Here is an 11,624-nt window from a genome sequence, read left to right on the forward strand (position 1 = left end):
CTGGCCGCGTACGACTCCAACCAGGTCGGCCAGGTCGCCGCCGTGACAGGCGATGACGAGGCTGGCTTCGAACGGAGGGAACTCGGCGACGCCTCCAAGCTGGTCGACACCGCGCTCGGCTACCTTCTTGGCTCCCAGCAGGTCATCAGCGTTGCGGGCGCGGAGCACACCGACGACGAGCCGACCCTTGAGGCAGCTGCGGCGCTGGCCGTACAGGACAAGCTGAGGGCGTGGGCGGAGAAGGAAATGCTGCCGCTACGCCTTCAGCAGGCCGAGAGAACCGCGATCCTGCTGGGCGACGCCGTCTACACCTTGGCCTGGGACCCAGGGAAGGGCCGGGTCCTGCTGCGCACTTGGGACCCCGGTCTGTACTTTCCGGAGTGGCCGGAAGACGGCGAGCAGGACGGCGCCGAGTTCCCGCTGCGCGTTCACCTGGCGTGGGAACTGCCCGAGGACAAACGGCGCGGGCTCAAAGCGAGGCTTCGGCGGGTCACGTACGAACTTGGAGCGATCGGACCGGCCAGTCGGCGCGGCGCAGCAAAGGACGGCGGCCCCGCACGCGAGTACCTGTACACCGACAGCGGCGACCCGATCCTGGTCACGGGCGACGCGCGCAACGCCGACACCGGACTCATCACCCGCACCTACCCGTGGGCACCCACCCGGCCCTCCCCGTGGACGTGCTACCTCACTGACGCGGAATGGGACCTGGACGAGCTTAAGCACGGCGACCTGCTGTACGACCTGCCGATGCACAAGGCCCGGTACCGGGTTCGCTCGGACGGCGAAGTCCTCGACAGGCTCGACCTGATGGCGGACTTCATACCCGTCATCCACATCACGAACAGCATCCCCGCCAGCGGAGAGCACTGGGGCAAGCCCACTGTGGCCACCGTCCTCCAAGCCCTCGACGAACTGTCCGCGACCGACACCGACGGCGCTGGTGCTTCGGCCACCACCGGCTCCCCGATCATCGGCCTAGCCGGGGCACGGCTGTCCTCGTCCAGGTCCAGCTGGCCCTTGAACAGCTCGGTGCGCGGGTCGTGGCCGATGGCGATGAACAGGCCGGACACGTCTAGGTCGCGTGTCTTGCCGGTGAAGACGTCACGCAGGACGACCCCGCCGAGCATGCCGTTCTTCTCCTTGATCTCGGCGATCTCACTGTCAAAGGCGAAGGAAATCTTGTCGTTTGCGAAGGCGCGGTTCTGCATGACCTGGGAGGCACGCAAGGTAGAGCGCCGGTGTACGACGGTGACCGAGCGGGCGAAGCGAGTGAGGAAGGTGGCCTCCTCCATGGCGGTGTCACCACCGCCGACTACGACGATGTCGCGGTCGCGGAAGAAGAAGCCGTCGCAGGTCGCGCACCAGGACACCCCGCGTCCCGACAGCGCGTCCTCGTTCGGCAGGCCAAGCTTGCGGTAGCCGGACCCGGTCGCGACGATCACAGCCTTCGCATGGTGCACGGTCCCGGCGGTGTCCGTGACGGTCTTGATGTCCCCGGCAAGGTCGACCGAGACGACGTCGTCCTCGACGATCTCGGCGCCGAACCTCTCAGCCTGCGCCCGCATGTTCTGCATCAGGTCCGGTCCGTCGATGCCCTCGGGAAAGCCGGGGAAGTTCTCTACCTCGGTCGTCGTGGTGAGCGCGCCGCCGACGAAGATCGCGCCGCCGAACACGAGCGGCTTGAGTTCGGCGCGGGCGGTGTAGAGGGCGGCGGTGTATCCGGCGGGGCCGGAGCCGATGACGATGACCTCGCGTACGTCGTCTGTGCCGGTCACGCCGCTCATGCCTCCTGCTTGGCGTCGATCTCGGCGATCAGGGCCTCGATGCGGGTCTTGATCTCGTCGCGGATGGGGCGTACGGCCTCGATGCCCTTGCCCGCCGGATCATCGAGGGCCCAGTCGAGGTACTTCTTGCCGGGGAAGATGGGGCAGGCGTCGCCGCAGCCCATGGTGATGACGTAGTCGGATGCCTGGACAGCCTCGGTGGTGAGGATCTTCGGCTTGGCGTCGGCGATGTCGACGCCGGCTTCCTTCATCGCCTCGACGGCGGCCGGGTTGACCTGGTCGCCGGGGATGGATCCGGCGGAGCGGACCTCGATCCGGTCGCCCGCGAGGTGGGTGAGGAATCCGGCGGCCATCTGTGAGCGGCCGGCGTTGTGGACGCAGACGAAGAGCACGGAGGCGAGCGGGGCGGTGGACATGGGTTCTTCCTTCACGAGGGTGGACCAGCGGGTGGTTCAGGCGGGCAGGGAGGACAGCAGTTCGGTGATGTGGGCGGCAATCGCGTCGCGGATGTCGCGGACGGCGGCGAGCGGCGCTCCGTCGGGGTCGGCGACGCGCCAGTCCAGGTAGCGGCGGCCGGGCACGACAGGGCAAGCGTCGCCGCAGCCCATGGTGATGACGATGTCGGCGGCCCTCACGACCTCGTCGGTCAGCGGCTTGGGGAACGCCCCGGAGGCGTCGACGCCGGCCTCGGTGAGGACCTGCGCGATGAACGGCTCCACCTCAGCCGCGGGGTGCGTGCCGGCGGAGGACACGGTGACCTGGCCGACGGCGCGGTGTGCGAGGAGGGCGGCGGCGAGCTGGGAGCGGCCCGCGTTGTGGCTGCAGACGAACAGCACGCGCGGCAGCCCGCTGCCGGGGCCGCCTTGGACGCGGGCGAGAGCAACCAGGCGCTCCGCGGTGAAGCGTTCGGCCACCACGACCAGGTGCCTGCGCACCTGCGCGGCGGCGGCCAGGAGGTTGTAGGAGTCGGTGAGCAGGGCCTGGACGGTCTCGGCGGAGAAGCGGCCAGCGTGCCGGGTGGCGAGGCGGGCGGCCCCGGCGGCCAGGCGCTGGTCGGGCAGGAGGGGCAGGGAGGAGGCGGACACGGGGACTCCTTCGACGCGCCCAATAAGTCAGCCCGCGCTGGTATCAGTGCGTGGTGATGTGACAGTATCAGGGCATGCTGACTTCAGTCGATACTGATGTGATCAGGGTGTTGGGCGATCCGCTCCGCCTGAAAATCGTGACTCTGCTGGCGCGCGAGACGCTCTGCATGACGCACCTGGTTGAGGAGACCGGAGCCAAGCAGACCAACCTGTCCAACCACATGAAGGTGCTGCGCGAGGCCGGACTGGTGGAGACCGAGCCCTGCGGCCGGTTCACCTACTTCAAGCTCAAGCCCGACGTCCTGGCCGGGCTGTCCGAGCAGTTCGCCGCGCTGGCCGCCTCCGCCCGTACCGCTGCCGAGAACAAGAGGGCCTGCCCGTGACCTCCACCGAGCCCGCCGCCGCGTCAACAGACACTGGCGGGGACGACTCGATCGTCAAGAAGCTCTCCACCCTCGACCGCTACCTCGCGGTGTGGATCCTGCTCGCCATGGCCGTCGGCCTGGGCCTGGGACGCCTCATCCCGGGGATGAACGACGCGCTGGCGAAGATCGAGATCGGCGGGATCTCCCTGCCGATCGCACTCGGCCTGCTGATCATGATGTATCCGGTGCTGGCCAAGGTCCGCTACGACAAGCTGGATTCCGTCACCGGCGACAAGAAGCTGATGGTCTCCTCGCTGGTCATCAACTGGATCGTCGGCCCCGCGGTCATGTTCGCGCTGGCGTGGATCTTCCTGCCGGACCTGCCCGAGTACCGCACCGGCCTGATCATCGTCGGCCTTGCCCGCTGTATCGCGATGGTCATCATCTGGAACGACCTCGCGTGCGGCGACCGCGAGGCGGCCGCCGTCCTGGTCGCGCTGAACTCCGTCTTCCAGGTCATCGCGTTCGGCCTGCTGGGCTGGCTGTACCTGGACCTGCTGCCGGGCTGGCTGGGTCTGGGCGATGGCGACCACCTGGACATCTCCATGTGGGAGATCGCCCTGAACGTCGTCATCTTCCTCGGCATCCCGCTCCTGGCCGGGTTCCTCACCCGCCGGATCGGTGAGCAGAAGATGGGCCGCGAGTCCTACGAGACGAAGTTCCTGCCGAAGATCGGGCCGTGGGCTCTGTACGGGCTCCTCTTCACGATCGTCATCCTCTTCGCTCTGCAGGGTAAGACGATCACCTCGCAGCCGCTGGACGTCGTACGGATCGCGCTGCCGCTGCTGGTGTACTTCGCGGTCATGTTCTTCGGCAGCTTCCTGCTCGGCAAGGGCCTCGGTCTCGCCTACGACCGCACGGCGACGCTGGCGTTCACCGCGGCGGGCAACAACTTCGAGCTGGCCATCGCGGTCGCCATCGCCACCTTCGGGGTTACCTCCGGACAGGCCCTGTCAGGTGTCGTCGGCCCTCTCATTGAGGTGCCCGTCCTGATCGGCCTGGTCTACGTCGCCCTCGCCTGGCGCCGGAAGTTCACCGCGTCCGCGCTGACCACCACTGGGGGAGCCCGCTGATGCACTGCCTCGACTGCCGCACGCAGGCGACCACCCACACGGCTGTCGGGATCTGCCGCGACTGCGGCGCCGCCGTCTGTGAGGCACATGCCCGGGTGGCCGTGAACGAGGCCCGTCGTCCATCGATGCTCAGCACTCCGTACCAGCCCCCGGCCCGTACGGTGCGATGCGCCACGTGCGCGACGGCGCGGGCCGCATGACGCAACATGCCGACGTGGTGGTGATCGGCGGCGGGCAGGCCGGACTCGCCGCCGGCTACCATCTGCGCCGCCACAAGCTCGACTTCGTCATCCTCGACGCCCAGAGCGCGCCGGGCGGAGCCTGGCGGCACACCTGGGACTCGCTGCACCTGTTCTCCCCGGCCGCGTTCTCCTCGCTGCCGGGCTGGCTCATGCCCGCCCAGGCGGGCCAGGAGTACCCGGACGCCGGACACGTCGTGGACTACCTGGCCGAGTACGAGCATCGCTACGACCTGCCCGTCCAGCGCCCGGTCCGAGTGAGCGCGGTGCGGCCCGACGCCGGGCGGTTGCGGGTGGAGACCGACATGGGTGTCTGGACGGCGGGGGCGGTCGTGTCGGCGACCGGCACCTGGTGGCGCCCCTTCCTGCCCGCCGTCCCGGGCCGCGAGGTGTTCGCCGGCCGCCAACTGCACACGACGGGCTACCGGCGCCCGTCCGACTTCGCGGGGCAGCGCGTCGTGGTGGTGGGCGGCGGGAACTCTGGTGCACAGATCGCAGCCGACCTGGCTGCCCACGGCGGGATCGACCTGACCTGGGTAACTCAGCGCCCGCCCCGCTACCTCGCCGACGACATCGACGGCCGCGCCCTGTTCGACGCCGCCACTGCCCGCCGCCGCGCCCTGGACGCTGGCACGGCCGATACCGGCGGTGTGGCCTCGCTCGGCGACATCGTCGCCGTGTCGCCGGTCCGTGCTGCGCGGGACGCGGGGCTGTTGAAGGCCCAGCCGATGTTCGACCGTCTCACCAGCGGCGGGGTGGTGTGGGCCGACGGCACTTCGGCTCTCGCGGACGCGATGATCTGGTGCACGGGCTTTCGGCCCGCCCTGTCCCACCTGGCCCCGCTGAGCCTGCGAGGGACGCGCGGGCACATTGCCACCGAGGGCACGCGCGCTGTCGGCGAGCCACGGCTGCACCTGCTGGGCTACGGCGACTGGACCGGACCCGCTTCGGCCACCCTGATCGGAGTCGGACGCCCGGCCCGCGAGGCCGCCGCGCAGATCGCAGCCCTCCTGTCCTGACCGGAGACGCCACGGCTAAGCGGCTTGGCGACGCAGCCGGGACACGACGTGGACGGCGTCGCCCGCGCAGGGTCTGCCGGAATGACTGACCCGTGCCGTCAGCGGGAGTCGGCTCGACAGGGCCGCGGGCGTTCACCGTTCAGGCCCGCGGCCCGGCAGCGCGAGGACGGGCAGCCGGCGCCCGGACTGAGTGCCGTCCGTGGGATCGAAGGGGGCGGTCAGCTGCATGCGGCGCGCGGTGCGGGATCCAGGATGGAGCGGATTCGTTTCAGCCCGTCGTGGTTGACGGAGTACCAGGCCCAGGTGCCGCGGCGCTCCCGGTCCAGCAGCCCCGCCTCGGTCATGATCTTGAGGTGATGGCTGACGGTGGACTGGCGCAGTCCCAGGCTGCCAGCCAGGTCGCATACGCAGGCTTCGCCGTTGGGGGCCTGCTCCAGCAACCGGAACAACTGCAACCGGGTCGGATCGGCGATGGACTTGAGTATCGCGGACAGTTGCTCGGCCTCCGTGCGGTCCAGGGGCTTGCACTCCAGTCCCGGTCCGCACGAGCCGCTCTGGGGGAAACCGTCCTGCGACGCCTGCAGCTCTATGAGAGTCACGGTTCAACCATAGACGCCGAGTGATCACTCGTGTGCGATCAAAAATGGACGTACCACGAATCCGTCTGCTCGCGGGCGGCCACGCCGCCAGCGCCCTGGCGGCTCCAGCCGACGACCGGATGCTGCCGCAATGCGACGCTGCAACAGAATTGGCGGTGGCCGACTCCGGCTCTGGTGCCTGCCACAGCGGGCTGTGACAGGGCGACGAGCCTGGCGTTCCACAGCGGCACGCACGGCAGCGCTCTGGTGGTAGAGGGCAGCATGTCACGGCCGGATGGGTGTCCGGCTCCGCTCAGCCCCAAGTCACAGGCGGTCTGGGCACAGTAGAGCCGCGGCGAGCGGCAGGGGCACAGGGTGATGACGGCCAGGTGCATCGCGAATGCCGACCGTGCCAGGGCAGCCAGGAAGAGAAAAGGAGCGGCTGCGGGCGGGCGGCCACGGTGACGGCGGCGCGAGTGGCGGTCCGGATCAGAGAGGTGTGCTGCCAGGCTGACTTGGTGGGCCGGCCGGGCGGCCAGGCGGTGAAGGCGATCGAGTCCGGTTAGTCGGCGCATCCGGGTTCCGCTCCGCCCTTGGCAGGTGATTAGATAACTGTCAACATAGAGGCATGTCTAAGTTGGCTTCAGGTCCTGCCGTGCTGGCTGTCACCACGTCGTTGCAGTGCTGCCAGCCGTTGGGGCGAGAGGAACTCTCCGCGGCCGATGCGGAAAAGATCGCCGCCATGTTCAAGGCACTGTCCGACCCGGTACGGCTGAGGCTGTTCTCCAGGATTGCCGCACAGCCCGACGGTGAGGCCTGTGTCTGCGATATCCAGGACGTCGGCGTCTCCCAGCCCACTGTCAGCCACCACCTTCGCAAACTGCGCGAGGCGGGACTGCTGGAGTCGGAGCGGCGCGCCAGCTGGGTGTACTACCGGGTGGCCCCCGGTGTGCTGGCCGCCATGGCCGGCCTGTTGTCGCAGGCCGTCTGAGCCTTCCGGGCCGGTCGGTGGCCCGGTGCGCCGCGGGCACCGGGACCGTGGGCGTGCCTCGCCCATCTATATCTCCCCAGAGGGACGCTGGGGTGAGGAGACGACATGGACCACCATGGGCCGGAGACCGAATGCCAGGGGGAGTGTCTGCAGCTCAGCGAAGCTGACACTGCCTGGTGGTCGAGCGTGTTCAAAACGCTCGGCGATCCCGTTCGCCTGCAGTTGCTCGTCCGCCTGGCCGCGCTGAAAGGGGCCGAGGTCCCGGTGCACGAACTGTGTGACGTGCAGGTGTCCGCGTCGACGGTCAGCCACCATCTCAAGCGGCTGCGCTGCATGGGGTTGATCGAGAGCCGCCGCGACGGACGCGTCATCTACTACCGCCTTGGACACGGGGTCCGCGCGGTGTTGCTGCAGATCCTGCACCAAAGAGAGCGGGCAGGAGCGCCCTGAAGAGCGGCCCTCCAGGCCCACCCCAGCCCTTCGGCCCTGTACCTCTCTGATACGCGAGCGCAGGCCAGGGCCGAAGAGGGCAGGGACAGCAGGCGTTTTCGTGCTGCCCCCTCAGCAGGAAGAACGAGGGGTCAGGAGACTGCGGCGGGGGATGCCGCCGCCACCGGCTGGTCCAGGTGCACGGTCGTGTCGCACAGACGCTCCACCTGTGCCGGGTCGTGGGAGACGAGCAGGACAGCCCGTCGGCCGTGCAGCGCCGCGATGGACTGCTCGACGGTGTCCCTGCTGCGTTCGTCGAGCGCGCTGGTCGGCTCGTCGAGGAGGAGTCCGGCTGGTTCCAGGGCCAGAGCGCGAGCCAGACACAGCCGCTGGCGCTGTCCTGCGGACAGGTTCGCGGCCGGTGAATCGAGTCGGTCAGCGACTTCCTTCCACAGCCCGGCTTCGTGCAGAGCTTGTTCGGCTCGTTCCCGGAGCACTTCCCGGGAGGCCCGCAGGACGTGGCGCAGGCCGAACAGGGCGTTGTCGAGGATGCTGCCCCCGAACACGACGGGCGTCTGCGGAACGAGGACGATCTTGGCCCTGAGGTCGGCGTCTCCCTTGCCGGGCGCGATCGTCCGGTCCAGCACCTGCAGGTCGCCCTCGCGGGTCAGCCCGCGGGGGAGCAGGTCCACCAGGGCGCGCAGGACGGTCGACTTGCCTGCGCCCGACGGTCCGCACAGTCCGGTGGTGGATCCGTGCTCGAGACTGAAGGAGACGGGCCCGACGAGGGTCTTGTCGCGGCTGCGTACGCATAGCTGGCGCACGGTGATTACGCTGTCCATCGCTCTCCTTCGAAGCGGTTGCGCAGCCAGACCGCCGCGCTGAGGAGTACTGCAGTGATCAGGACCAGCACCATGGCGCTTCCCCAGGCCTGGCTGACGGCCTGCGGGTCGCCCGAGTCCTGGGAGAGAGTGAAGATGTGGGTCGGCAGCGCCTGCACCGGGGATTCCACGATGCCGCTCGGCACGGTGGGAGCGCCGAAGAAGACCGTGGCGGTGAACAGCAGCGGAGCGGTTTCACCCGCTGCGCGAGCCAGGCCCAAAAGCAGGCCGGTGACCGTCGCGGGCCAGGTGTAGGGGACGATGACGGACCGGATGTACTGCGCCCGGGTCAGGCCCAGTGCCATGGCGCTCTCGGTGAGCTCGGTCGGCAGGCTCCGCACGCGGGCCGACGTGGTCAGAGCGATCACCGGGATGACGACAGGTACCAGGACGACGGCGCCGGCCAGCCAGGATCGGCCCCATCCCATGGTGGTGGACAAGATGACGAATCCTGCCAGTCCCAGCAGGATCGTCGGCGCTCCTCCCAGGACCACCGTCAGGGTCTGCAGCAGGCGCGCCGTGCGCTCGGATGCGTGGACGCCGATCAGGATGCCGGCGCCGAAGCCGAGCGGCAGAGCCAGCACGCCGGTGGTGACGGTGAGCAGCATGGTGCCGACGATCTGGTCGCGTACGCCGCCGCCGGCCGCGCCCGTTGCCCCGGTGAACCAGAAGGACGGGTTGAACGCGGCGCTGCCGCGTGTCGCCAGGACAGCGATCATCCCGACCAGGAGAGCGCTAGGCAGCAGCAAGGCCCCCAGCCGCACGGCCATCATCAGCCGGTCCAGCTGCACCCGCAGCCGCGGCGTGCTGCGGTAGCGGGCGGTCTGCTTGCTGGTGGTGTGCTGGCGCCGTTCCCGGGTGCCCCAGATCGTCACCGCGGCCACCAGCGCCAGCAGGACCAGGCCCAGGCCGCACAGCGCAGCGAAATAGGGGCCGGAGGTCCCGGCCAGGACAGGCTCCGGACCGGCAAGTTTCGTCGTGAGTGTCTGGCCGGGATGGACCAGCGAGTCCAAGAACTCGCCGAAGCTGGTGGGCAGGTGCCCGTCGGCTCGGCCCACGACCAGGAACACCGCGATGGCTTCACCCAGGGCGCGCGCAAGGCCGAGCAGGACGGCTGCTCGCATGCCCGAGCGTGCGAGCGGCAGCACCGACGAGCGGATGACTTCGCGACGGGTCAGCCCGAGGGCGAAGGCGGCCTCGCGGTAGCGGTCGGGCACGGCGGCCAGCGCGTCGACACTGACCGCCACGATCGTCGGAGTGATCATGACGGCGAGGACGATTCCGGCAGCCGCGAGACTGTCCCCGCCCGGTACGCCTGCCATCTGCGCGATAAGCGGACGGACGGCCATGATGCCGATGAGACCGTAGACGATGGACGGGACGGCAGCGAGCAGCTCGACGCATATCCGCAACGGCCGGGCCACCCGGGCGGGGAGATACTCCGACAGGGCGAGAGCCGCTGCCCAGCCGACAGGCACCGCGAGGGCGAGTGCCAGGGCACACACGACGGCGGTGCCGTAGATCATCGCCAGGCCGCCGAACAGGGAGTTGGGCGGGCTCCACGCCGCTTCGGTCAGCAGGTCCAGCCAGTTGACGTGGCCGCTGCTCACCCCCGCCCCGAGATACCCCGCGACGGTCAGGAGCAGCCCTGCCACAGCGAACGCCCCGGCGTACACCCAGCCCCAGACCCACCTCGAGCGTCGTGGGCGGATGCTGGCCTTGGGGGTGACGGGTTTTCGCGCCAGTGTTTGGGTGGCCATCGGCTACTTCCCGATCTGCTTGAGCGTCAGGTAGCCGTGTTTGGTCATCAGCGCCTGGCCCTTGGCCGACAGGACATAGTCGATGAACGTCTTCGACGACCCCTTCGGCTCACCGTCTGTGATCAAGAACAGAGGCCGGGACATGGGGTACTTGCTGGAGGCGATGTTCTCGGAGGTCGGTGCGATGCCGTCCAGCGTTACCGCGGCCAGTTTGTCGCGCCCTTCGATGAAGCTCGTGGACAGCGGCGCCACCGCTCCGGGCGTGGACTCCAGCTTGTTGCGGGTCTCGAGGTTGCCGCCCACGATGGCGAAGTTGTCCGAATTCGGCGGCGGCGGGGCCTTCTTGTCGCCGTAGAGGTACTTGTCGAGCACTTCCCGCGTGCCGCGTCCGGGTTCCTTGTCGTAGACGAAGACCTTCAGGTCGGGCCCGCCGACTTCGGACCAGTTGGTGATCTTCCCCTCGAACAGGCCGCGTACCTGGGCTGCGGTGAGGTTCTTGACGCCGCCGTCGGCGACTTCCTTGGTGACGATGACGCCGACGGCGTCCGCACCGATCTGGACAGGGTGGAAGTCGGTGTTGGGGCTGGCGGCCTTGTCCTCGTCTGCCAGCGGCTTCGAGCTCATCGCGATGCTGATCTGGCCGGAGCCGAGTTGAGAGATGCCGCCGGCGGAACCACCCTGGGTGGCCACGGTGATCTCCAGACCGTCGGTCTTGAGAGCCTCGGCCGCATCCGCGGCTACCGGCGCTACCGTGGTCGACCCGCTGACTTGCAGTGCGCCGCCGCCTGCTTGGGCTTTGCTGCCGGCGCAGCCGGCCACGGACATGACGAGCAGTGCGGTTGAGGCGAGAGCGGCGGTGCGGCGCTTCATGGTGAACACGTGTGGGGCTCTTCCTTCTTCCAGCGGAACCGTGGGGTCGTGGCGTGGGACCTGCAACGTCCCTCGGGCAGTCACTGGCCGGACGGCGGGGGCAGGGCCGGCCAGGCGGCCACGTTCCGGGCGGTCGCCTCAGGAGAGGACGGGCCGCCACTCGCAGAGCCGCAGCGGGTGCCGAAGGAGCCCGGGCCAGTCGCCATCGGCGATGACTGCACGGCGGGCATGATGTCGCGCACCGCACGAGAGGCGAGGAACGCGCGCTCTCCCAGGAGCGCTGCGGGTGTCGACGGCGGGTGCAGGCCGGGCCAAAGGGTACGGGCCCTCCAGAGGGCGATGCTCGCCAGCGTCGCGGCAGCCATGACGGGGACCCGTCCGGCGGGGGAGAGGTCCGTGCCGGATACGAGGGTCATCGCGGGGCCGGAAGGAAGAAGGAACAGGCAGACAAGGGCTGCCGTGACGATGGTTCCCCAGGCGGTCGCAG

Annotated in this window: 12 protein-coding genes and 1 pseudogene; 5 read left to right on the forward strand and 8 right to left on the reverse strand. The window is 69.2% G+C overall.

Annotated features, from left to right (window positions below; genetic code table 11):
- Nucleotides 1-995: 995 nt before the first annotated feature.
- The 3 genes and pseudogenes from QF037_RS31505 to QF037_RS31515 form a co-directional block, all read right to left on the reverse strand.
- Nucleotides 996-1,787, reverse strand: a pseudogene (locus tag QF037_RS31505) (NAD(P)/FAD-dependent oxidoreductase); the annotation flags it as partial.
- The gene (locus QF037_RS31510) at nucleotides 1,784-2,203 is read right to left on the reverse strand and encodes an arsenate reductase ArsC (protein WP_307030997.1); all 420 of its coding nucleotides are present in this window, start codon (nucleotides 2,201-2,203) and stop codon (nucleotides 1,784-1,786) included. The pseudogene QF037_RS31505 and the gene QF037_RS31510, both read right to left, overlap by 4 nt.
- Nucleotides 2,204-2,239: 36 nt before the next feature.
- Entirely contained in the window at nucleotides 2,240-2,872 is a 633-nt protein-coding gene (locus QF037_RS31515) for an arsenate-mycothiol transferase ArsC (protein ID WP_307030998.1), read from the reverse strand.
- Between the two features lie 74 nt (nucleotides 2,873-2,946).
- Here QF037_RS31515 and QF037_RS31520 point away from each other — a divergent pair, with 74 nt between their 5' ends.
- The 3 genes from QF037_RS31520 to QF037_RS31530 all read left to right on the forward strand — a co-directional run bounded on the left by QF037_RS31520 (nucleotide 2,947) and on the right by QF037_RS31530 (nucleotide 5,628).
- Nucleotides 2,947-3,255, forward strand: coding sequence for an ArsR/SmtB family transcription factor (locus tag QF037_RS31520; protein ID WP_307031000.1), 309 nt, complete (start codon nucleotides 2,947-2,949; stop codon nucleotides 3,253-3,255).
- Entirely contained in the window at nucleotides 3,252-4,370 is a 1,119-nt protein-coding gene (gene arsB, locus QF037_RS31525) for an ACR3 family arsenite efflux transporter (protein ID WP_307031002.1), read from the forward strand. Before QF037_RS31520 ends, arsB begins: the two co-directional genes overlap by 4 nt.
- 196 nt (nucleotides 4,371-4,566) lie before the next feature.
- Nucleotides 4,567-5,628: an ArsO family NAD(P)H-dependent flavin-containing monooxygenase gene (locus QF037_RS31530; RefSeq protein WP_307031004.1), complete on the forward strand. Its 1,062-nt coding sequence runs from the start codon at nucleotides 4,567-4,569 to the stop codon at nucleotides 5,626-5,628.
- A 218-nt stretch (nucleotides 5,629-5,846) separates the two neighbouring features.
- Here the strand turns inward: QF037_RS31530 and QF037_RS31535 are convergent, their stop codons facing one another.
- Nucleotides 5,847-6,227, reverse strand: a complete 381-nt coding sequence (locus QF037_RS31535; RefSeq protein WP_307031006.1) for an ArsR/SmtB family transcription factor — start codon at nucleotides 6,225-6,227, stop codon at nucleotides 5,847-5,849.
- Between the two features lie 607 nt (nucleotides 6,228-6,834).
- Between QF037_RS31535 and QF037_RS31540 the strand changes: the two genes are divergently transcribed.
- Together QF037_RS31540 and QF037_RS31545 are read left to right on the forward strand one after the other, a co-directional pair.
- Nucleotides 6,835-7,197, forward strand: coding sequence for an ArsR/SmtB family transcription factor (locus QF037_RS31540; protein ID WP_307031008.1), 363 nt, complete (start codon nucleotides 6,835-6,837; stop codon nucleotides 7,195-7,197).
- A 105-nt stretch (nucleotides 7,198-7,302) separates the two neighbouring features.
- The gene (locus QF037_RS31545) at nucleotides 7,303-7,647 is read left to right on the forward strand and encodes an ArsR/SmtB family transcription factor (RefSeq protein ID WP_307031011.1); all 345 of its coding nucleotides are present in this window, start codon (nucleotides 7,303-7,305) and stop codon (nucleotides 7,645-7,647) included.
- Between the two features lie 131 nt (nucleotides 7,648-7,778).
- Here the strand turns inward: QF037_RS31545 and QF037_RS31550 are convergent, their stop codons facing one another.
- The 4 genes from QF037_RS31550 to QF037_RS31565 all read right to left on the reverse strand — a co-directional run bounded on the left by QF037_RS31550 (nucleotide 7,779) and on the right by QF037_RS31565 (nucleotide 11,553).
- Entirely contained in the window at nucleotides 7,779-8,468 is a 690-nt protein-coding gene (locus QF037_RS31550; protein ID WP_307031013.1) for a phosphate ABC transporter ATP-binding protein, read from the reverse strand.
- On the reverse strand, nucleotides 8,456-10,267 hold the full coding sequence (pstC, locus tag QF037_RS31555; RefSeq protein ID WP_307031016.1) for a phosphate ABC transporter permease subunit PstC: 1,812 nt from the start codon (nucleotides 10,265-10,267) through the stop codon (nucleotides 8,456-8,458). Before pstC ends, QF037_RS31550 begins: the two co-directional genes overlap by 13 nt.
- A 3-nt stretch (nucleotides 10,268-10,270) precedes the next feature.
- On the reverse strand, nucleotides 10,271-11,092 hold the full coding sequence (locus tag QF037_RS31560) for a phosphate ABC transporter substrate-binding protein (RefSeq protein ID WP_307031018.1): 822 nt from the start codon (nucleotides 11,090-11,092) through the stop codon (nucleotides 10,271-10,273).
- A gap of 125 nt (nucleotides 11,093-11,217) precedes the next feature.
- Complete coding sequence (locus QF037_RS31565) at nucleotides 11,218-11,553, reverse strand: hypothetical protein (protein WP_307031021.1); 336 nt, start codon at nucleotides 11,551-11,553, stop codon at nucleotides 11,218-11,220.
- Nucleotides 11,554-11,624: the final 71 nt, after the last annotated feature.

It is taken from the genome of Streptomyces canus (assembly GCF_030815415.1).
In the GTDB taxonomy this organism is placed as follows: domain Bacteria; phylum Actinomycetota; class Actinomycetes; order Streptomycetales; family Streptomycetaceae; genus Streptomyces; species Streptomyces canus_F.